Raw genomic sequence first — 18,902 nt, forward strand, 5'->3', positions numbered from 1 at the left:
CCGGTCAGCCTCTGGCCAGCCAGACCAGGCCGACACCGACGACCGCGGAGACGATGCCGATCAGCCGCATCCGCTCGGCGGGCGTCTCGGAGGCGCTGCGCAGCGCCTCCTTGGCGATCTCCGGAATCGACGCGAAAAGCAGTCCCTCGATGGCGAAGACCAGGCCGAGCGCCGCGAGGAAATCTGTCATGCGCAGCGCTCGGTCATAGGTCAGGGCTTGGGAGCGGCCGGCGTCGCCGGGGCCGCATCGCTTCCCGCTCCGGCCCGTCGGCCGGACGGATCGTTGAAGAAGCGGAAGAACGGCGAGTCCGGCGTCAGCAGCATGCGCGTATCGCCGGACTTCAGGCTGACTTCATAGGCCTGCATCGAGCGGTAGAAGGCGAAGAACTCCGTATCCTTGCCGAAGCCCTCGGCGAAGATTCGATTGCGCTCGCCCTCGCCCTGGCCGCGGATTTCGTCGGATTTCCGCTGCGCCTCGGCGACGATGATGATCGCGTCACGCTCGGCCTTGGCCCGGATCTCCTGCGACTGCTGGCCACCGAGCGCGCGCGCTTCCGCCGCCTCGCGCTGGCGTTCGGTCTGCATGCGCTGGAACACCGCCTGTGAGTTGGCCGCCGGCAGGTCGACACGGCGCAGCCGGACGTCGACCACAGTCATGCCGAAGCGAGCGGCCTCGCGGTTCACGTCGTCGCGGATGCGGTTCATCAGCCGCGACCGGTCGTTGCGGACCATCGACGTGAACGTCGCATCGGCGAGAACCGAGCGGACATTACCGTTGACGACCGAGGCGAGCTGCGAGTTCGCCCGCGGGATGTTGTTGACCGCCTGGTAGAAGCGCAGCGGATCGGAGATGCGGTAGCGCGTGAAAGCGTCGATCACGAGCCGCTTCTGGTCCGAGGCGATGATCTCCTGCGCCGGCAGGTCGAGGTCGAGGATGCGGTTGTCGAGGAAGACGACCTGCTCGAACGGCGCCGGCAGCTTGAGGTAGAGGCCCGGCGTCGTGGTGACGGTGCGCACCGCGCCGAAACGCAGCACGATGGCGGAGTCGGTCTGCCTGACAACAAAGGTGCAGGCGTAGAAGACGACCGCGGCGATGGCGATGATCGCCAGCAGGCCAACGCGAAGGATGCCGCTCATCGCACCGCTCCCTGCTGAGCCTGGCCAGCCGGCCGGCGCTGCTGCCCGAGTTCGCCGAGCGGCAGATAGGGCACGACGCCGCTGCCGGAGCCGTTCTGGTCGAGGATCACCTTGTCCATGCCACCGAAGACGCGTTCCATGGTTTCGAGGAAGAGCCGCTCGCGCGTGACGGCGGGCGCGAGCTTGTACTGCTCATAGACCGAGTTGAAGCGGCTGATCTGGCCGAGCGCCTCGTTGACAGTCTGGTCCTTGAAGGCTTCGGCAGACTGGATGAGTTGCGCCGACCGGCCGCGCGATTCCGGCACAACGCGGTTGGCATAGGTCTCCGCCTCGTTGCGCAGGCGTTCCTGGTCGGCGCGCGCCGCCTGGACGTCGCGGAAGGCGTCGATGACCTGCTGCGGCGGATCGACCTTCTGCAGCTGTACCAGCCGGATCTGCACGCCGGCGCGGTAGGTATTGAGCGTGTCCTGCATCAGCTGGCGCACTTCGGTCTCGATCGCAGCACGATCGGTCGTCAGCACCGGCTGGATGTTGCGCCGGCCGATGACCTCGCGCATCGCGCTCTCGGCGACGGCCTTCACCGTGCCCGGCGGGTCCTGGATGTTGAAGACGTAGTTCTCCGGCGCTGCCGGATCGATCTGCCACTGCACGATCACGTCGATGTCGACGATGTTCTCGTCGCCGGTCAGCATCAGGCTTTCCTCGGCGACATCGGTCTGGCGCGAGGCCCGCACGGATTCGACCGTCCGGAAGCCGACCTCGGTGGTGATGACGTTCGTCACCTGCGGCTTGACCACGCTGCCGATCGGATAGGGCCAGTTGTAGTTGAGGCCTTCGCCGGTCTTGCCGATAAATTTCCCGAAGCGGAGATTGAGGCCGACCTCGTTCGGACGGACGATGTACCAGCCCGTCATGAACCAGACGAAGATCAGCAGCAGGACGCCGATGACCAGGCCCCGCCCGCCGAGATTGCCGCCCGGCAGGAAATTCTTGAGCCGGTCCTGACCGCGCCGGATGATTTCCTCGAGATCCGGTGGTGTGTTGCCGCCGGACGGACCGCCGCCGCCCCAGGGACCGCCGCCATTGCCGCCGCCACCGCGCTGGCCCCAAGGGCCACCACCGCCGCCGCCGCTGCCGCCGCTCCCACCGCTCTGGTTACTCCAAGGCATGCCTCAGCCGTTCCTCACTCTTCGCTTTCAACCGTGCATAGCTGAACGGCAGAACGCTGTCAGCGCCAAGCGGCGCAATGCGCGTTGAATTGGGCATCGGCCACGGATTCGTCAACGACGCAAGCCCCTTTGGTCGTAGACTGTTCGTCGCAGCTTCTGACCTAAACAACTCGGAAGCCCAATCCAGGACCCTGCGGATCGCCCCCTGCGGATCGACCCGTGGATGGCAACTCCTAGCCATCCCGCCTTATCGATCCTTCGCGCGATAGCGCTCAAGAGTTTCCGTAAGCTTATTAATTGAACTGATACGGCGCTTCAAACGAAACTCCATACCGGACACCTTAGGTTTCACTTCATTCAGGTAATTATCAATAAAATCTACAGTTCTGTCGTCTTCTTGAAGAAATTCAGAAATATCTCTCTGCCGAGTTACTTTGATCTTTCTTTCCAGGATAGAAAAATTGTACCTGTGTTCGTCATTTTCTTCTTGAAAAGAACTTTCTTCAACGGATCTCCATTTATTTGGAGGGAATTTCATATCAAATCTTGCATCGCCATCAATATTAGCCAACACCTCAGTTAAATATACTTTATTGACAAAATCACCAAACAGCTCGTACATTTTAGAACCGCCGATAATAAAGAACTCATTCTTTTCATTAAGAATTGAAAATATATCAGCGATATACATCGCGTTTTCGATCCGATCAGTCCAAGCCAAATTAGGCCCGTCATTTCCTGGCTGGCTGGAGAGAACGATATTCATTCGATTAGGCAAAGGCCGCCCAATGGAATCGAATGTCTTACGCCCCATCAAAATGGCATGACCACTAGTTATCTCTTTGAAACGGCGAAGATCAGATGGAATACGCCACGGTAGATCGTTGTTCCGCCCAATAACTCCATCTGGCCAGGATCGCGCCACTATATAAGCGATCGAAGGCATTCGCATTTCGCGGCTCATAAACTTCTCATTCACCTTACAAGGTGCAGGCGCCTTGAGCGGCACTCGCGCTTGCCAATTTGCGACGGCACCTGATGCAACCGGCCGACCTATGTCAACCTAACCGATTCAGCTCCCGGCAGCGAGCTTGCGCAGCGCCTCGCCATCAAGTCGCTTCACGGTCCACTCGTCCTGCGCCACCGCGCCGATCGAGCGATAGAACACCCGCGAGGGCTCGTTCCAGTTCAGCACCCACCAGGCGAAGCGCGACAGACCTTCATCGACGCAGCGCTTGGCGAGGCGCACCATCAGCCCCTTGCCGATGCCGCGGCCGCGATGCTCCGGCCGGACATAGAGGTCCTCGAGCCAGATGCCGTGGCGGCCGGTGAAGGTCGAATAGGTGTAGAACCAGATCGCGACACCGGCCGGGGCGCCGTCCCATTCGGCAATGTCGCAGAACACCTTCGGCTCCGGCCCGAACAGGGCGTCAGCCATGTGGGCTTCGGTCGCCTCGACCTCATGCAGCAGCTTCTCGTACTCGGCGAGCTCGCGCACAAAGCTGAGCACGAGCCCGGCCTCATCGGGGCGCACGGGGCGGATCGTCAGCGTCATACGGCATCTCCGAATATAGCGGCGTGGTCGATGGAATCGGCGCGAACAACGCAGCACGCATACATCATGACCGGAGCTCGCACATATGGGCTCGCGCATCCTCATCAGCTCTCAAGCGGCTCCTCCGGTGTGCCCCTGATCAGATAGCCCGCCGCCCCGGCGCTCATCAGCGCGAGGCAGAGCCAGGTCAGCGCGTAGACCAGATGCGTGTTGCGGAAGCTGACCTGGGTCATGCCGCCCTGCGGCAGCGGTCCGGGCTCCGTGGCCGCATCGGCATCGACGAAATAGGGTGCGACCTGGCCGAGCCCCCGCGCCTGCGCGATCGCTGCCACATCACGCGAATACCAGCGGCCCGCGGCGGGATCGTTGGCACGCAGGAAGCCACCGTCGGGCTCGCTCAGCCTGAGCAGCCCGACCACCCTCGCCTCTCCGCCAGCGACCTTGCGTCGTTCGTCAGGCGCGCGCCTGCCTTCTGGCACGAAGCCGCGATTGACGATGACGGTGAAGCCGGCATCCGCCTGGAACGGCGCCAGCACCCAGAAACCGGGGCCACGCTCCGTCACCGCCATCGTCAGCGTCTCCGGCACCTCCAGATAGCGCCCTTGCAGGGCGACGCGGCGATATTCGTCCGCTGCGACGGTGATCCCGGCCCATTGCGCCGGCCCTGGTGCAGCGACCGGCGGGGCTGTGAGGCGTTGCTCGACGCGGGCGATCAGGTCGAGCTTCCAGCTCCGCCTCTGGACCTGCCAGATGCCGAGGCCGGCGAAGACCAGGGTGACCAGGCAGAGCCCGGCGATGAAGATGACCCGTGCGCCAGCCCCGTGTCGCCGCTTCTCCGCGCCAGGCGACATAGCGCCTTGCCTCACATCTTGTGCAGGTCGGGCATCATGTTGGCGTTGAGGTGGAACATCACCCACAGCGAGCCCGTGAGCGCGATCGCCACGATGATGATCGTGAAGATCAGCGCCATCATCGTCCAGCCGCCTTCAGAACGGCCGTTCATGTGCAGGAAATAGACCATGTGGACGACGATCTGCGCGGCGGCGAAGAGCATGATTACGATCGCCGTCAGCGTCGAATTCGCCAGCACGCCGTTCATGACGAGCCAGAACGGGATCGCGGTCAGGACGACGGAGAGCAGGAAGCCGGTGACGTAGCCGCGCAGGCTGCCATGCGCCGCGCCATGGGAGTCGTGCCCGTCATGATGGCCATCTTGGGCCTCGGCGTGGTTCTGGCTCATTTCAGCACGCCCATCAGGTAGACGAAGGTGAAGACGCCGATCCAGACGACGTCGAGGAAGTGCCAGAACATGGAGAGGCACATGAGCCGGCGCCGGTTGGCCTCGATCAGCCCGTGCTTGGCGACCTGCGTCATCAGGATCGCGAGCCAGATCAGGCCGAAGGTGACGTGCAGCCCGTGCGTGCCGACCAGGGTGAAGAAGGACGACAGGAAGGCGCTACGCATCGGCGTCGCGCCTTCATGGATCAGATGCGCGAACTCGTAGAGCTCGATCCCAAGGAAGGCGAGGCCGAAGAGCGCGGTGACCACGAGCCAGCCCTGCACCGCCGCCTGGCGGCCCTTGTCCATCGCCAGCATGGCAAAGCCATAGGTGATCGAGGAGAAGAGCAGCATCGCGGTGTTGACCGCCACGAGCTTCAGGTCGAACAGATCGGCGCCGGACGGCCCCGCCGCATAGTTGCGCCCGAGCACGCCATAGGTCGCAAAGAGGACTGCGAAGACCAGGCAGTCGCTCATCAGGTAGAGCCAGAAGCCGAGCATCGTCGAGCCGCCGGGGTGCGCGTGCTCCTCTTCCGTGACGTAGAACGCCGGAACGCCGTTCGCTGTCTGCGCTGTCGCCTTAGCCATCATCGCCCCTCAGGCCCGACCGAGCAGTTGCGTGCGCGCTTCTTCCGCCTGCACGACCTCGTCGGTCGGGATATGGAAGTCACGGTCGTAGTTGAAGGTGTGGATGATCACAGCTGCGAGCACGCTGACGAAGGAGAGCGCCGCCAGCCACCAGATGTACCAGATCAACGCGAAGCCGCAGATCGTCGCGAGCCCTGCGATGATCAGACCGGCTCCGGTGTTCCTGGGCATATGGATCGGCCGGTAGCCCGTGAGCGGGCGCTGGTAACCGCGCCTCTTCATGTCGGCCCACGCATCGAGGTCGTGTGCGATAGGCGTGAAGGCGAAGTTGTAGGCCGGCGGCGGCGAGGAGGTTGACCATTCCAGCGTGCGCCCATCCCAGGGATCGCCGGTCGTGTCGCGCAATTGCTCGCGGCGCAGGATGCTGACGCCGATCTGAATCAGGAAGCACAGGATGCCGAGCGCGATCAGCACCGCGCCGACCGCCGCGACCACGAACCAGATCTGCAGCGACGGATCCTCGAAGCGGCTGAGGCGCCGCGTCACGCCCATCAGCCCGAGGATGTAGAGCGGCATGAAGGCGACGTAGAAGCCGACAACCCAGAACCAGAAGGAGAGATGGCCCCAGAACGGATCGAGCTTGAAGCCGAAGGCCTTGGGGAACCAGTAGGCGATGCCGGCGAAGACGCCGAAGACCACGCCGCCGATGATGACGTTGTGGAAATGGGCGATCAGGAACAGGCTGTTGTGCAGCACGAAATCGGCCGGCGGCACCGCGAGCATGACGCCGGTCATGCCGCCAATGACGAAGGTGATCATGAAGGCGAGGAGCCACATCATCGGCAGTTCGAAGCGGATGCGGCCGCGATACATCGTGAACAGCCAGTTGAATATCTTCGCGCCAGTCGGGATCGAGATGATCATCGTCGTGATGCCGAAGAAGGAGTTCACGCTGGCACCCGAGCCCATCGTGAAGAAGTGGTGCAGCCAGACCAGGTAGGACAGGATGGTGATGACCACCGTCGCATAGACCATCGAGGCGTAGCCGAAGAGGCGCTTGCCGCAGAAGGTCGAGGCAACTTCAGAATAGACGCCGAAGATCGGCAGGATCAGGATGTAGACCTCCGGGTGGCCCCAGATCCAGATCAGGTTCACGTACATCATCGGGTTGCCGCCGAGATCGTTCGTGAAGAAGTTGGTGCCGACATAGCGGTCGAGTGTCAAAAGCGCGAGCGTCGCCGCCAGGATCGGGAAGGTCGCGACGATCAGCACGTTGGTGCACAGCGCCGTCCAGGTGAAGACCGGCATCTTCATCAGGTCCATGCCGGGCGCGCGCATCTTGACGATGGTCGCGATCAGGTTGACGCCGGATAGCGTCGTGCCGATGCCTGCGATCTGCAGCGCCCAGAGGTAGTAATCCATGCCCACCCCGGGCGAGTAGGCGGCTCCCGACAGCGGTGGATAGGCGAGCCAACCGACCTTGGCGAACTCGCCGATGAAGAGCGAGGCCATCACCAGCACGGCGCCGCCGACCGTCATCCAGAAGCTGAAATTGTTGAGGAAGGGGAAGGCAACGTCGCGCGCGCCGATCTGCAGCGGCACGACATAGTTCATCAGTCCCGTGACGAACGGCATCGCCACGAAGAAGATCATGATCACGCCATGGGCGGTGAAGATCTGGTCATAATGGTGCGGCGGCAGATAGCCCTCATTGCCGGCGAAGGCGATCGCCTGCTGGCCGCGCATCATCAGCGCATCGGCAAAGCCGCGCAGCAGCATGATGACGCCGAGGATCATGTACATGATCCCGATCTTCTTGTGGTCCACGCTGGTGAACCACTCGTGCCAGAGATAGCCCCAGAGCTTGAACCGGGTGATCAGCGCGACGAGCGCGAGCCCGCCGAGCACGACGGCCGCGAAGGTCGCGATCAGAATCGGCTCGTGATAGGGGATCGCCTCTAAGGTGAAGCGTCCGAAGATGAGCTTCCACCAGTCGGGATAGGAGGTCATGCTTCCCTCGGCTCGCGGATGCGGCTCAATTGACGGCGCGGGCGGACATGCCCGCAGCGCCATAGACATCGGTCGGCGTGCAGATCGCCGTCACGAACGGACGCGGTGGCAGCGGCTGGCCACCCCGGCGCACGCTCTTGTCGTATTCGAGCGCGACCACCGTATGAATGCCCTCCTTGCCGCCGCCGCCCTTGGCGTCCATCGCCATCATGTCGCGCATGCACATCTTGGTGCGGTCGACGCACATGTTGAGGATGGCGGTGAAGAGATCTGACGGAATGTCGCGGAAATAGCGGACCGGCTCGCGCTCGCTCGGCCGCTCCAGCACGAGATATTCGTCGCGCCCGAGCGTGTTGCCACCGCGGATCGCGCCCTGAACCCACTCGCCGAAGGCCTTGTCGTCGACCCCGCGGAAGCGGAAGCGCATGTCGGAGAAGCCGGCGCCGCTGTAATTGGCGGAGAAGCCCTCGAAGTCGCCGGGGTGGTTGATCACCGCGTTGAGCTTCGTCTGCATGCCGGGCATGGCGTAGATCTGGCCGGCGAGCGCCGGGATGAAGAGCGAGTTCATCACCGAGGAGGCGGTGATGCGGAACTCGATCGGCTGGTCGACCGGCGCCACCACCTCGTTGAGCGAGGCAATGCCCTGCGCCGGGTAGAGGAAGAGCCACTTCCAGTCGAGCGCCACCACCTGGATCACCATCGGCTGCTTCAGCGGATTGGGCTCGCCCGCCTTGGCCGTGACGGCCGGCTTGGCTGCGCTGATCCGTCCGAGCTTCCGGTACGGATCGAGCAGATGCGTGCCCATCCAGGTCATGGCGCCCAGGACGACGATGATCAGCAGCGGCACCGACCAGATCACCACCTCGAGCGGCAGCGAATGGTTCCACTCCGGATGATAGGTCGCCTTGGCCGAGGCGCGGAAGCGCCAGGCGAAGAAGATCGTCAGCGCCATCACCGGGATGATGACGAGCAGCATCAGCGCGACGGAGGCGAGCATCAGGTTGCGTTGCTGCAGCGCAACATCGCCCGATGGCGAGAGCAGCACCATCTGGCACCCGCCGAGCAGGGCGAGGATCGGCAGAGCCGTTAAAAGTCGAAAGATCCGCAAGAGACTTAAGACCTCCCTATCGGGGGAACAGCCGTTGTCTATGTCCATTCTTTCGCACCGCACATAAGACAATCTGTCTCATTGCGGCAGTTTGACGGGTCGCTTCTATCCACCGTATCCATTTGCACGAGGTGCGGGCAAGCCCGGTTCTCCGGCGCGCCCGCCAGCTTAGGAATTCGCGGTCATGAGCGCTGACGCGGCGAGCCATTCATCGGGGCATCTGACGGACGAGCACGGGCGCGACCATGTCAGCCCCGCCGACATCGCGCTCGGCGTCATCATCGGGCGGACGTCGGAATATTTCGACTTCTTCGTCTTCGGCCTCGGCTGCGTGCTGGTCTTCCCCGAGCTGGTCTTCCCGTTCGTCGACCGACTCACCGGTACGCTCTACAGCTTCGGCATCTTCGCGCTGGCCTTCGTGACGCGCCCAATCGGCTCGGTCCTGTTCTTCTCAATCGACCGCCACTATGGCCGGGCGACCAAGCTCACCATCGCGCTCTTCCTGCTTGGCGGCTCGACCGCGGCCATCGCCTTCCTGCCGGGCTACCAGACGATCGGCATCTGGTCCTGCGTCATCCTCGCCGCTTTCCGCCTGCTGCAGGGCATCGCGCTCGGCGGCGCCTGGGACGGCCTGTCCTCGCTGCTGGCGCTGAACGCCCCCGCCAACCGGCGCGGCTGGTACACCATGCTGCCGCAGCTCGGCGCCCCCTTCGGCTTCATCCTCGCCGCCGGACTCTTCGCCTATTTCGAGGGCGCGCTCTCGAAAGAGGATTTCCTCGGCTGGGGCTGGCGCTATCCCTTCTTCGTCGCGCTGACGATCAACGTCGTCGCCCTGTTCGCCCGTCTGCGCATGGTCGCGACCCACGAATTCGCAGAGCTGATGGAAACGCGCGAGCTGGTGCCGATGCCGGTATCGGAGCTGATCCGCGCCCATGGCCGCACGATCGTGCTCGGCGCCTTCGTGCCGCTGGCGAGCTTCGCGCTCTTCCACCTCGTCACAATCTTCCCGGTCAGCTGGATCAATCTCTTCACCGATCGCTCGGTCGCGGAGTTCCTGCTGGTGCAGGCCGCCGGCGGCGTGGTCGGCGCCGGTGCGATCGTCACCTCCGGCCTGGTCGCCGACCAGATCGGGCGCCGCAACACGCTGCTGCTCTCCGGCGGAATGATCGCGCTCTTCAGCCTGTCGAGCGTCGTCGCCCCGCTGCTTTTCGGCGACAGCCTGGCCGGGCAGACGATCTACGTGATCATCGGCTTCGGGCTGCTCGGCCTGTCCTACGGCCAAACAGCCGGCGCGGTCGCGAGCAGCTTTGGCACGCAATACCGCTATACCGGCGCGGCGCTGACCTCCGACCTTGCCTGGCTGCTCGGCGCGGGCTTCGCCCCGCTGGTGGCGCTGACGGTGTCGAGCACGTTCGGCCTCGCCTGGGTCGGCATCTACCTGCTCTCCGGCGCACTCTGCACGCTCGCGGCACTGGCGATCGATCGGCGGTCGGAAGCCCGCTACGAGTGAGCCATAGCGATACCGACCGCCAACTCGGTGACATCATTCCGGGCGGCGGCTGCCGTCCTGGCTCCGACCGCAATGATCCAGTCCCGCACGGCCTTGGCGACGAATTTGCGACAGTTGTCTGAACGAACCTGTTGGGCACGCCGCGCAGAATGACCACGTCCGACAGGAGGTCGACGACGACGGTCGACCAGGGCCTCCTATCGATGCGGATCGCCGGGTACTCAAGTGAGCTCGCTCCTCGACCAACCCCAGGATCCGACAGCCTCCAGGGCGCCAAAGTCCACTTCAGGAAGAACCACTTTTCAGGACGAAAACCACCTCGGCGGACGGCCCGTCCCTGCTCCATGATTTGGAGCTATGTCGGGTTTTTGGAGGCTCGCCAGGCGCATCCGTTCTGCGAAACCGACGCGCTGCACGCGGTCGGCAGCAATCGCACCCCTGAACTTGCACCGGCATGGTCCTTGCGGTCCGCCCGGCGCGAACTGGCCTCACGCTTGCCGGAGACCCCTCAGCACGGCGACGGCCGAGGGGGCTATGTCAAAGCTTGGCTGGATCGGCGTCCCGGCGGGTCGAAGAGCCCGTCCTGAAGTCCCGCCGGCCGCACACACGGCCGCGGGCGCGAAAGGAAACGACATGTCTGCCGATGGCTGCCGGGTGCTGATGATCTATCCGCGCTTCAATCCGTTGTCTTTCTGGAACTACAAGGCGACCTGCGAACTGGCCGGCGCACGGCATCCGGCCGCGCCGCTCGGCTTGATCACCGTTGCAGCGCTGCTTCCCGCTACCTGGGAGATCCGCCTCGTCGATCTGAACGCAGAAGAGCTCGACGAGCGGGATTTCGCATGGGCCGATCTTGTCATGACGGGAGGCATGCTGCCGCAGCAGGACGGAACGCTTGCGGTCATCGCGCAATGCCGCTCTCGGGGCAAACCTGTGGTGGTCGGTGGTCCTGACGCCACCTCCACACCCGATATCTACAAGGCTGCGGACTTCCTGGTACTGGGCGAAGCCGAGGAGATTCTGGGCGCTTTCGTCGAAGCCTGGGCGGCCGGCACCAGAAGTGGCTCCTTCCGCTCCGAGATGGGCAAGACCGACGTCACCAGGAGCCCGACACCCCGTTTTGACCTCCTGAAATTCGACCATTACCTGCATATCGGCGTGCAGTTTTCTCGCGGCTGCCCATTCAACTGCGAGTTCTGCGACATCATCGAACTGTATGGCCGTGTGCCGCGCACCAAGACCAACGCGCAGATCCTGACGGAACTGGATACGCTGTACGCGCTCGGATATCGCGGCCATGTCGATTTCGTCGACGACAACCTCATCGGCAACAAAAAGGCGCTCAAGCAGTTTTTGCCCGCGCTCACGGGCTGGATCAACGAAAAGAACTTTCCGTTCGAATTCTCCACCGAGGCGTCGATCAATCTCGCCGATGATACCGCCCTGATGCAGGCCATGAGCGAGGCCAATTTCTTTACGATCTTCGTCGGCATCGAGAGTCCGGATACCGACACGCTCGTATCGATGCAGAAGAAGCAGAACACCCGGCGCAGCCTGCAGGAGAGCGTTCACAAGATCTATCGCGCCGGGCTGTTCGTGAATGCCGGTTTCATTCTCGGCTTCGACAGCGAGAAGGGCAGCGTCGCAGATGGCATGATCGATTGCATCGAGGCTACGGCGATCCCCGTCTGCATGGTCGGCCTGCTCTATGCCCTGCCCAATACCCAGTTGACCCGGCGCCTCGACCGCGAAGGCCGCCTCGGCTTGCCCGATGATGCCCACCAAGCGCAAGGGCTGGGCGACCAATGTACCGCCGGGCTCAACTTCGCGACCAACCGCCCGCGCCGCGATATCCTTTCAGATTACAAAGCCGTTCTGGAAGCGGTCTACGCGCCGGCCGCATTCTTCGGTCGCGTTCGGCGGGTCGGCCGGATGCTCGATTGCAGCAACCGTCGCCTCGAATTGCCGAAGTCGATGGAGTGGCAGGAGCTGAAATCGTCCTGGCGCCTGCTCTGGCGGATGACGATGGCGGAGGGAGAGGTGCGGCGCGAATTCTGGCGGACCGTGATCGACTGCCTCACGAATAATCGTCGAGCGCTGCCTTATGTGATGATGATGGTCGCGCTCTACCTCCATCTGGGCCCGTTCTCCCGGCATGTCGTCGCTCAGGTGCAGGGGCAGATCGACAGCTTGGCCGATGCTCAGCCCGCAGCGCATTCGGCGGCGAGGTCGATACAGAGCGCCGTAGCGTAGGTTGAACTCAGACCGCGACGTCGGCCTTGATCGCGGCGTGGGGCGAATAGCCTTCCACCTCGAAGTCCTCGATCCGGTAGTCGTCGATGCTGGCAGCCTGGCGGATCAAGCGCATCGTCGGGAACGGGCGCGGCTCCCGTTCGAGCTGCCCCTGCGCCTGTTCGAGATGGTTGAGGTAGAGGTGAACGTCGCCGCCGAACCAGACGAGGTCGCCAGGCTGCAAGCCGGCCTGCTGCGCGATCATCAGTTGCAGCGCGGTCGCCCCGACCCAGTTGAAGGGGACGCCGAGCAGCAGGTCGGCCGAACGCTGGTAGCACAGCGAGTTGAGGCGCCCGTCGCTCGTCACGTGATACTGGTAGACCATATGGCACGGCGGCAGCGCCATGGCGCTCAGCTCCGGCACGTTCCAGGCGTGGAAGAGCATACGCCGGCTGGTCGGGTTGTTGCGCAGCGTCCTGATCAGATCGGTGATCTGATCGTGCTCGCGCCCGTCGGCGCCGAGCCAGCGCCGCCATTGCTTGCCATAGACCGGACCGAGATCGCCCCAGCGCGCCGCGAAACCGTCATCCTCGGCGATGCGCCGCTCGAACTCCGTCTGCGAGATGTCCTCGCCGGTCTCGCGGCGATAGGTCGCAAGCGGCCAATCAGTCCAGATCCGCACGTTCTCGCGGACCAGCGGCTGGATGTTGGTCTGACCGGTCAGGAACCACAGCATCTCCTTCACCGCGATCTTCCAGAAGACGCGCTTGGTGGTGAGGATCGGCGCCGTGCCGTCCGAAAGATCGAAGCGAGCCATGGCGCCGAAGATCGAGCGCGTGCCGACGCCGGTCCGGTCGATTCTCTCGTCACCGCGGCTCAGAACCTCGTCGACGAGGTCGAGATATTGCTGCTCTGGATGCCTGCGGACCACTTCCGCCTCCACGATTCCGGCTCTGTCGGCGCAGCTTCTCCCACAGCTCTCACGATAATGACAGGGATCGTGAACGACCGGGATATTGCAATGCCGCAGGGCCGCCCCAATCTGAATGCCTGATGAACAGAAGGGGCGCTTCGGGCTTGCGCTTGGAGCATCGGACGAAGGCGGCTTCCGGTTTCCGGAACGATCCGATGCTCCATCAAAAGCCCGGCTGATGAGGACCGTATCATGACCAGACTATCCATGCTGGCCGCACTGCTCCTGGCAGTGGGCCTGGCAGGGCAGGCTTCGGCTTCGGCCTGGGCCGAGAGCAAACCCCATAGCCCGGCGGCCGCCACCGCGCCGAGGATCAGCGAGGCGCAAGCTCGCTCCATCGCCTTCAGGCACGGGCTCGTCCATATCGAGGAGATCGCCCTCGCCGACTGGCGCTGGGAGATCGCCGGGCGCGCCCAGGGCGGCATCGAGGTGACCCTCGACCTCAACGCCTATGACGGCTCGGTGATCGGCAGCGCGGCAGCGCCCTGATCGCATCTTTGTTCGGAAACGGCGCAGGCTGCGGGGCTCTCCCTGTGGTTTCTGCGCCGCCTCCGCAGAAATTAGCCGGGACGGCGTTCTGCTCTCTTTCCCCGCGCGCACTCAGTCCCTATATTCCGCTTGCCGTCCGCAAGGTCGGCTATGGCGATAAACGGACGTCGGAATAAGCCTTTCGGACCCGGGGGCGGTACCCGGCGCCTCCACCACAGCCCTGCGGCGCGAGCGGCAGGGACTTGCAGCCGTCAGGCTGCAGGGCTGCGGCGGGGGCGAAATAGGATCGACGAGGGTGTAAAGGTCGTTCTTTTGCTCGGCATGGTTCCGCCGTTATCGGGCCAAAAGCATAGTTGCCAACGACAACAATGCTCGGGTTGCTGTCGCCGCGTAAGCGGTGCTGGTTCCCAAACCAAAGCCCTTGCGTTTAGCCGCGTAAGGCGGGGCTCGGAGGCGCCTGGCAACAGAAGCCTCCACTTTTCTGCCTGGACCTGCGAAGCAGTATCGGGCAGCGGAAGCAGCTGGCCTCTTTTGCATGAGAGGCGCTCTAAACTAATGGAATTGGTCACGTTTTTTCGTTTCGGGGCGCTTCCCTCCGGTCGCGGCGTGATCTAGAGGAGCGGAAACGGAATCCGGACGCGATGACCAAGGATATTCTCCGCTACGACCTGATGGTGCAGGACGCGCTCAAGGGCGTCGTCCGCAAGATCCTGTCCGAGGCGGGCCGCGACGGGCTCCCGGGCGAGCATCATTTCTACATCACCTTCCGGACGACCGCGCCCGGCGTGCGGCTCTCGCAGCGCCTGCGCGAGAAGCACCCGGACGAGATGACGATCGTGCTCCAGCACCAGTTCTGGGACCTGAACGTCAGCGATCACGCCTTCGAGGTCGGCCTCTCCTTCTCCGGCGTGCCGGAGCGGCTGCTGATCCCCTATGACGCGATCACCACCTTCTTCGATCCGTCGGTCCAGTTCGGCCTGAAGTTCGAGACGCAGGACGCCGCCGGCGAAGCCCCGGCGAGCGAGGCGCCTGTACCGGCGAAGGCGCCGCGCGGCGCCGGCTCCGAGCCCACCGTCGCGCTGGCCACGCCACTCGCTCTGCCCGCCAAGGCGCCGGTGAAGTCGTTGCCCGCCGCCAGGTCGAAAGCGGCCGAAACGGATGAGGCCGGCAAGCCCGACGCAGCCGTCGACCAGAAAGCGGCCGAGGCCGAGGAAGAAGGCGGCGCCCAGGTCGTCAGCCTCGACGCCTTCCGCAAGAAGACCTGAGACCAGCCTAGAGGCCCCCTGCCATGACCGGATTCCGCAGCGAGACCGATTCCTTCGGTCCGATCGATGTCGCCGCCGATCGCTATTGGGCAGCGCAGACGCAGCGTTCGCTGCAGAACTTCAAGATCGGCGGGCCGGCCGAGCGCATGCCGCTGCCGCTGGTTCATGCGCTGGTCATGGTCAAGAAGGCCGCCGCGACCGTCAACGCCAGGCTCGGCCTGCTCGATGCAAAGGTCGAGAAGGCGATCGTCCAGGCTGCCGACGAGGCCCTGTCGGGCAAGTTCGACGAGCATTTCCCGCTCGTCGTTTGGCAGACCGGCTCCGGCACCCAGTCGAACATGAACGTCAACGAGGTGCTGGCCAACCGCGCCAACGAGATTTTGGGCGCCGGCCTCGGCAAGAAGAGCCCGGTCCACGCCAACGATCACGTCAACAAGGGCCAGTCCTCGAACGACAGCTTCCCGACCGCGATCCACATCGCCGCCGCCCTCGCCGTCTCGACGGAGCTTCTGCCCGCTCTCGGCCGGCTGAAGGATGCCTTCGCCGCCAAGGCCGAGGCCTATGCCGACCTCGTCAAGATCGGCCGCACCCATCTCCAGGACGCGACCCCGGTCACGCTCGGCCAGGAATTCTCCGGCTATGTCGCGCAGATCGAGCTCGGCATCGCCCGGATCGAGCAGACCTTGCCCGGCCTGCTGGCGCTTGCCCAGGGCGGCACCGCGGTCGGCACCGGCCTCAACGCCCATCCTGATTTCGCCAAGGCCTTCTCGGCCGAGGTCGCAAAACTGACCGGCCTGCCCTTCCGCACCGCCGACAACCTGTTCGAGGCGCTCGCCAGCCACGGCGCCATCTCCTACAGCCATGGCGCGCTGACCGCGCTCGCCATGGACCTGTTCAAGATCGCCAACGACATCCGCCTGATGGGCTCAGGCCCCCGCTCGGGCCTCGGCGAGATCAGCCTGCCCGAGAACGAGCCCGGTTCCTCGATCATGCCGGGCAAGGTCAACCCGACCCAGGCCGAAGCGCTGACCATGGTCGCGACCCGCGTGCACGGCAACCAGGCGACCGTCACCTTCGCCGCCAGCCAGGGCCATTTCGAGCTCAACGTCTTCAAGCCGGTGATCGCGCAAGCCTTCCTGCAATCGACCCGGCTGCTGGCGGATGCGGCCGAGAGTTTCCGCACCAACTGCGTCGAGGGCATCGAGCCCAATCGCGAGCGCCTCACTGAGCTGCTCTCGCGCTCGCTGATGCTGGTCACCGCGCTGGCCCCCGCGATCGGCTACGACAAGGCGGCTGGCATCGCCAAGGCGGCCCATCACAACGGTACGACGCTGCGCGAGGAAGCGCTCAAGGCGGGCGTCGACGCGGCGCTGTTCGACAAGACCGTCGTCGCCGAAGACATGCTCAGCCCCGGTTGAAGTGGCCATGGCCGAGATCGTCAATCTCCGCCGTGCCCGCAAGGCTCGCGACCGGGCAACGGCCGAAGCGCAGGCTGCGCAGAACCGGATCGAGTTCGGCCGCACCAAGACCGAGCGCACATTGACCGAAGCGGAGAAGACGCTGGCGAAGCGCCGCCTCGAAGGCCATCGCTTGACTGACGATCCCGACGGCAAGGACGACAAGGCGTGAGCGGCAGGACATGAGTGGCAAGACATGAGCGGCCTTCGCAAGCGCTCCCTCGCCATCGCCGGCCACCGCACCAGCGTCTCGCTCGAGGAGCCGTTCTGGGAGGCGCTGAAGGAGATCGCCGCTGCCGAGAAGCGCCCCGTCGCCAGCCTAGTGATGGAGGTCGATTCCGGCCGGGGCGAGCTCAACCTCTCCTCGGCGCTACGTCTGCGCGTATTGGCGCATTATCGCGGACGGTCAGAAGCCGCGCGGATCATCCCCGCGGATTGACGAGCAGGCGCCGCGCCGTCTCGACCACGGCGCGCGTCAGATCCGCCAGGCGATCAGCCGCGATCCGGTTGACCTGCCAGAACAGCGGTATGTCCAGCGGCGTGCCGGGCATGAGCTCGCGCAGCCGCCTGGCGGCGAGATGCTCCCTCACCAGCAGTTCGGGGTTGGCGCACCAGCCGATGCCGAGCAGGCTCGCTTCGACGAAGCCTTGGGTCGAAGGCACCCAATGCACCGGGTGGCCGGGGCTTTCGCCGAGAGCGATCTCCATCCACTGGCTCTGCAATCGATCCTTCTGGTTGAAGACCAGCGAGGGCGCCTGCGCCAGCGCCGGGAGCGTCACCCCCTCGGCGAAATAGCATGTCATGAACTCAGGGCTGGCTGTCGCGAGATAACGAAGCGAGCCGAGCGGGACGACGCGGCAGCCCTGGATCGGCTTCTCCAGTGCCGTGACGGCAGCGAGCACCCGCCCTCGCCTCAGCCACTCGGCCGTATGCTCCTGGTCGTCGACGGCGATGTCGAGGAGATGCGGACTGCGGTTCGTGAACGCCGCGACGGCGCCGAGGAACCAGGTTCCGAGACTGTCGGCATTGGTGGCGATCCGCAGCGTGACGCGCTGCTGCGGCAGGCCCGGCTCGGCCAGCGCCGGCAGCCGCGTCATCAGCTCGCCCTCGAGCATGCCGACCTGCTCCATATGGCGGCAGAGCCATTCGCCCCGCTCCGTCGCTGTGCAGGGTTGCCCCCTGACGATCAGCACCGTCCCCAGCCGCTCCTCGAGCTGCTTGACGCGCTGCGAGACCGCCGACGGCGTGACGTTCAGCGCCTGCGCAGCTTTTTCGAAGCTACCGGTCCTGACGACGAGAGACACGGCCTGCAGGGCGGGATAGTCGAGCATCGCATTAGCTTAGCTTAATCGAGGCAATGATATTTAACTACACTAACGGGCGCATCACGCCTAGGCGGGACGACGGAAACGGAACCGCCAATCATGCCTCTCTCCGTCTATGTCACCGGCCTGACCATGGGCCTCAGCCTGATCGTCGCCATCGGCGCCCAGAACAGCTTCGTGCTGCGGCAGGGCCTGCGGAATGAGCACGTCTTCGCGGTCTGCCTCACCTGCGCGCTCTCGGACGCGGTCCTGATCCTGGCCGGCGTCGTCGGCTTGCGGCAGGCGACGGCGATGCTGCCGATGCTCGAACCGGCGCTGCGCTACGGCGGCGCTGCCTTCCTTTTCTGGTACGGCGCGCGCAGCATGCTCTCGGCCCTGCGCTCGTCGGAGGCCCTCGCGGTCGGCGCCGCCGGCGGCGCGAGCCTCTCGGCCAGCCTCGTCACCTGCGCCGCGCTGACCTGGCTCAACCCGCATGTCTATCTCGACACGGTGCTGCTGATCGGCAGCATCGCGAGCCAGTTTCCCGGGCAGGAACTGGTCTTCGCCGCCGGCGCGATGACCGCCTCGTTCCTGTTCTTCTTCGGGCTCGGCTACGGCGCCCGCTGGCTGCGCCCACTCTTCGCCAATCCGAGATCCTGGCGGATCCTCGATGGCATCGTCGCCGCCACCATGTGGGCGATTGCCTTCAAGCTGCTCCGGGGTAGATGACCGACTTACTGCGGGAGAAAATCTCGCTATTACAACGCTTTATGAAAGAAAATTGAATCGGCGCCGCATGCGCTTGAATCAGTATGCCAGCCGCTTGA

At 64.4% G+C, this 18,902-nt stretch carries 20 protein-coding genes, 1 other RNA gene and 1 pseudogene; 9 read left to right on the top strand and 13 right to left on the bottom strand.

Features of this window, described 5'->3' with window-relative positions:
- Positions 1–4 precede the first annotated feature (4 nt).
- The 10 genes from ACSQ3M_RS12555 to cyoA all read right to left on the bottom strand — a co-directional run bounded on the left by ACSQ3M_RS12555 (position 5) and on the right by cyoA (position 8,845).
- Positions 5–190, bottom strand: coding sequence for a DUF2065 domain-containing protein (locus ACSQ3M_RS12555; RefSeq protein WP_129157134.1), 186 nt, complete (start codon positions 188–190; stop codon positions 5–7).
- 20 nt (positions 191–210) lie between these two features.
- On the bottom strand, positions 211–1,137 hold the full coding sequence (gene hflC / locus ACSQ3M_RS12560; RefSeq protein WP_436150424.1) for a protease modulator HflC: 927 nt from the start codon (positions 1,135–1,137) through the stop codon (positions 211–213).
- A complete protein-coding gene (gene hflK / locus ACSQ3M_RS12565) occupies positions 1,134–2,306 on the bottom strand; it encodes an FtsH protease activity modulator HflK (RefSeq protein ID WP_436150425.1) in 1,173 nt (390 codons plus the stop codon). The genes hflC and hflK overlap by 4 nt, the downstream gene beginning before the upstream one ends.
- 247 nt (positions 2,307–2,553) lie before the next feature.
- On the bottom strand, positions 2,554–3,270 hold the full coding sequence (locus ACSQ3M_RS12570) for a dihydrofolate reductase (protein WP_436150426.1): 717 nt from the start codon (positions 3,268–3,270) through the stop codon (positions 2,554–2,556).
- A gap of 108 nt (positions 3,271–3,378) precedes the next feature.
- Positions 3,379–3,861 carry an N-acetyltransferase family protein gene (locus tag ACSQ3M_RS12575; RefSeq protein WP_436150427.1) on the bottom strand — a complete coding sequence of 161 codons (483 nt, stop codon included), beginning with the start codon at positions 3,859–3,861 and terminating at the stop codon, positions 3,379–3,381.
- Between the two features lie 104 nt (positions 3,862–3,965).
- On the bottom strand, positions 3,966–4,712 hold the full coding sequence (locus ACSQ3M_RS12580; protein ID WP_436150428.1) for an SURF1 family protein: 747 nt from the start codon (positions 4,710–4,712) through the stop codon (positions 3,966–3,968).
- 11 nt (positions 4,713–4,723) lie between these two features.
- The gene (gene cyoD / locus ACSQ3M_RS12585) at positions 4,724–5,101 is read right to left on the bottom strand and encodes a cytochrome o ubiquinol oxidase subunit IV (RefSeq protein ID WP_436150429.1); all 378 of its coding nucleotides are present in this window, start codon (positions 5,099–5,101) and stop codon (positions 4,724–4,726) included.
- Positions 5,098–5,727, bottom strand: coding sequence for a cytochrome o ubiquinol oxidase subunit III (cyoC, locus tag ACSQ3M_RS12590; RefSeq protein WP_436150430.1), 630 nt, complete (start codon positions 5,725–5,727; stop codon positions 5,098–5,100). The genes cyoD and cyoC overlap by 4 nt, the downstream gene beginning before the upstream one ends.
- Before the next feature lie 9 nt (positions 5,728–5,736).
- On the bottom strand, positions 5,737–7,737 hold the full coding sequence (gene cyoB, locus ACSQ3M_RS12595; protein WP_436150431.1) for a cytochrome o ubiquinol oxidase subunit I: 2,001 nt from the start codon (positions 7,735–7,737) through the stop codon (positions 5,737–5,739).
- Positions 7,738–7,762: 25 nt separating this feature from the next.
- Positions 7,763–8,845 carry a ubiquinol oxidase subunit II gene (cyoA, locus tag ACSQ3M_RS12600; RefSeq protein ID WP_436150432.1) on the bottom strand — a complete coding sequence of 361 codons (1,083 nt, stop codon included), beginning with the start codon at positions 8,843–8,845 and terminating at the stop codon, positions 7,763–7,765.
- A 184-nt stretch (positions 8,846–9,029) separates the two neighbouring features.
- Here cyoA and ACSQ3M_RS12605 point away from each other — a divergent pair, with 184 nt between their 5' ends.
- Positions 9,030–10,355 carry an MFS transporter gene (locus ACSQ3M_RS12605; protein WP_436150433.1) on the top strand — a complete coding sequence of 442 codons (1,326 nt, stop codon included), beginning with the start codon at positions 9,030–9,032 and terminating at the stop codon, positions 10,353–10,355.
- A 50-nt stretch (positions 10,356–10,405) separates the two neighbouring features.
- Here ACSQ3M_RS12605 and ACSQ3M_RS12610 read toward each other — a convergent pair.
- Positions 10,406–10,584, bottom strand: a pseudogene (locus tag ACSQ3M_RS12610) (IS3 family transposase); the annotation flags it as partial.
- A 404-nt stretch (positions 10,585–10,988) separates the two neighbouring features.
- Here ACSQ3M_RS12610 and ACSQ3M_RS12615 point away from each other — a divergent pair.
- Entirely contained in the window at positions 10,989–12,608 is a 1,620-nt protein-coding gene (locus tag ACSQ3M_RS12615; protein ID WP_436150434.1) for a B12-binding domain-containing radical SAM protein, read from the top strand.
- Between the two features lie 7 nt (positions 12,609–12,615).
- Here ACSQ3M_RS12615 and thyA read toward each other — a convergent pair whose 3' ends face one another.
- Positions 12,616–13,518: a thymidylate synthase gene (gene thyA, locus ACSQ3M_RS12620; RefSeq protein ID WP_436150435.1), complete on the bottom strand. Its 903-nt coding sequence runs from the start codon at positions 13,516–13,518 to the stop codon at positions 12,616–12,618.
- 234 nt (positions 13,519–13,752) lie between these two features.
- Between thyA and ACSQ3M_RS12625 the strand changes: the two genes are divergently transcribed.
- From ACSQ3M_RS12625 to ACSQ3M_RS12650, 6 genes are all read left to right on the top strand, one after another.
- Positions 13,753–14,049, top strand: a complete 297-nt coding sequence (locus tag ACSQ3M_RS12625) for a PepSY domain-containing protein (RefSeq protein WP_436150436.1) — start codon at positions 13,753–13,755, stop codon at positions 14,047–14,049.
- Between the two features lie 92 nt (positions 14,050–14,141).
- Positions 14,142–14,527, top strand: a transfer-messenger RNA (tmRNA) gene (ssrA, locus tag ACSQ3M_RS12630).
- Between the two features lie 163 nt (positions 14,528–14,690).
- Entirely contained in the window at positions 14,691–15,314 is a 624-nt protein-coding gene (locus ACSQ3M_RS12635) for an SspB family protein (RefSeq protein WP_436150437.1), read from the top strand.
- 23 nt (positions 15,315–15,337) lie between these two features.
- Complete coding sequence (gene fumC, locus ACSQ3M_RS12640) at positions 15,338–16,732, top strand: class II fumarate hydratase (RefSeq protein ID WP_436150438.1); 1,395 nt, start codon at positions 15,338–15,340, stop codon at positions 16,730–16,732.
- 7 nt (positions 16,733–16,739) lie between these two features.
- Positions 16,740–16,943, top strand: coding sequence for a DUF4169 family protein (locus tag ACSQ3M_RS12645; protein WP_436150439.1), 204 nt, complete (start codon positions 16,740–16,742; stop codon positions 16,941–16,943).
- 24 nt (positions 16,944–16,967) lie between these two features.
- Positions 16,968–17,210 carry a ribbon-helix-helix domain-containing protein gene (locus ACSQ3M_RS12650; protein ID WP_436150440.1) on the top strand — a complete coding sequence of 81 codons (243 nt, stop codon included), beginning with the start codon at positions 16,968–16,970 and terminating at the stop codon, positions 17,208–17,210.
- Here the strand turns inward: ACSQ3M_RS12650 and ACSQ3M_RS12655 are convergent.
- Positions 17,194–18,102 (bottom strand): LysR family transcriptional regulator ArgP, encoded by a 909-nt coding sequence (locus ACSQ3M_RS12655; protein WP_436150441.1) that lies wholly within the window; start codon positions 18,100–18,102, stop codon positions 17,194–17,196. The genes ACSQ3M_RS12650 and ACSQ3M_RS12655 overlap by 17 nt on opposite strands.
- Before the next feature lie 93 nt (positions 18,103–18,195).
- On the opposite strand from ACSQ3M_RS12655, the gene ACSQ3M_RS12660 reads away from it, so the two are divergent.
- On the top strand, positions 18,196–18,804 hold the full coding sequence (locus ACSQ3M_RS12660; protein ID WP_436150442.1) for a LysE/ArgO family amino acid transporter: 609 nt from the start codon (positions 18,196–18,198) through the stop codon (positions 18,802–18,804).
- Positions 18,805–18,902: the final 98 nt, after the last annotated feature.

Origin of the sequence: Allobosea sp. LjRoot90, from assembly GCF_964254315.1 — a bacterium.
Classification (GTDB): Bacteria; Pseudomonadota; Alphaproteobacteria; order Rhizobiales; family Beijerinckiaceae; genus Allobosea.

Bases quoted from the DNA above. Each gene is read 5' to 3' on its own strand.
- ACSQ3M_RS12555 (WP_129157134.1), bottom strand. From the start codon at position 190: ATGACAGATTTCCTCGCGGCGCTCGGCCTGGTCTTCGCCATCGAGGGA.
- hflC (WP_436150424.1), bottom strand. From the start codon at position 1,137: ATGAGCGGCATCCTTCGCGTTGGCCTGCTGGCGATCATCGCCATCGCC.
- hflK (WP_436150425.1), bottom strand. From the start codon at position 2,306: ATGCCTTGGAGTAACCAGAGCGGTGGGAGCGGCGGCAGCGGCGGCGGC.
- ACSQ3M_RS12570 (WP_436150426.1), bottom strand. From the start codon at position 3,270: ATGAGCCGCGAAATGCGAATGCCTTCGATCGCTTATATAGTGGCGCGA.
- ACSQ3M_RS12575 (WP_436150427.1), bottom strand. From the start codon at position 3,861: ATGACGCTGACGATCCGCCCCGTGCGCCCCGATGAGGCCGGGCTCGTG.
- ACSQ3M_RS12580 (WP_436150428.1), bottom strand. From the start codon at position 4,712: ATGTCGCCTGGCGCGGAGAAGCGGCGACACGGGGCTGGCGCACGGGTC.
- cyoD (WP_436150429.1), bottom strand. From the start codon at position 5,101: ATGAGCCAGAACCACGCCGAGGCCCAAGATGGCCATCATGACGGGCAC.
- cyoC (WP_436150430.1), bottom strand. From the start codon at position 5,727: ATGGCTAAGGCGACAGCGCAGACAGCGAACGGCGTTCCGGCGTTCTAC.
- cyoB (WP_436150431.1), bottom strand. From the start codon at position 7,737: ATGACCTCCTATCCCGACTGGTGGAAGCTCATCTTCGGACGCTTCACC.
- ACSQ3M_RS12605 (WP_436150433.1), top strand. From the start codon at position 9,030: ATGAGCGCTGACGCGGCGAGCCATTCATCGGGGCATCTGACGGACGAG.
- ACSQ3M_RS12615 (WP_436150434.1), top strand. From the start codon at position 10,989: ATGTCTGCCGATGGCTGCCGGGTGCTGATGATCTATCCGCGCTTCAAT.
- ACSQ3M_RS12625 (WP_436150436.1), top strand. From the start codon at position 13,753: ATGACCAGACTATCCATGCTGGCCGCACTGCTCCTGGCAGTGGGCCTG.
- ACSQ3M_RS12635 (WP_436150437.1), top strand. From the start codon at position 14,691: ATGACCAAGGATATTCTCCGCTACGACCTGATGGTGCAGGACGCGCTC.
- fumC (WP_436150438.1), top strand. From the start codon at position 15,338: ATGACCGGATTCCGCAGCGAGACCGATTCCTTCGGTCCGATCGATGTC.
- ACSQ3M_RS12645 (WP_436150439.1), top strand. From the start codon at position 16,740: ATGGCCGAGATCGTCAATCTCCGCCGTGCCCGCAAGGCTCGCGACCGG.
- ACSQ3M_RS12650 (WP_436150440.1), top strand. From the start codon at position 16,968: ATGAGCGGCCTTCGCAAGCGCTCCCTCGCCATCGCCGGCCACCGCACC.
- ACSQ3M_RS12655 (WP_436150441.1), bottom strand. From the start codon at position 18,102: ATGCTCGACTATCCCGCCCTGCAGGCCGTGTCTCTCGTCGTCAGGACC.
- ACSQ3M_RS12660 (WP_436150442.1), top strand. From the start codon at position 18,196: ATGCCTCTCTCCGTCTATGTCACCGGCCTGACCATGGGCCTCAGCCTG.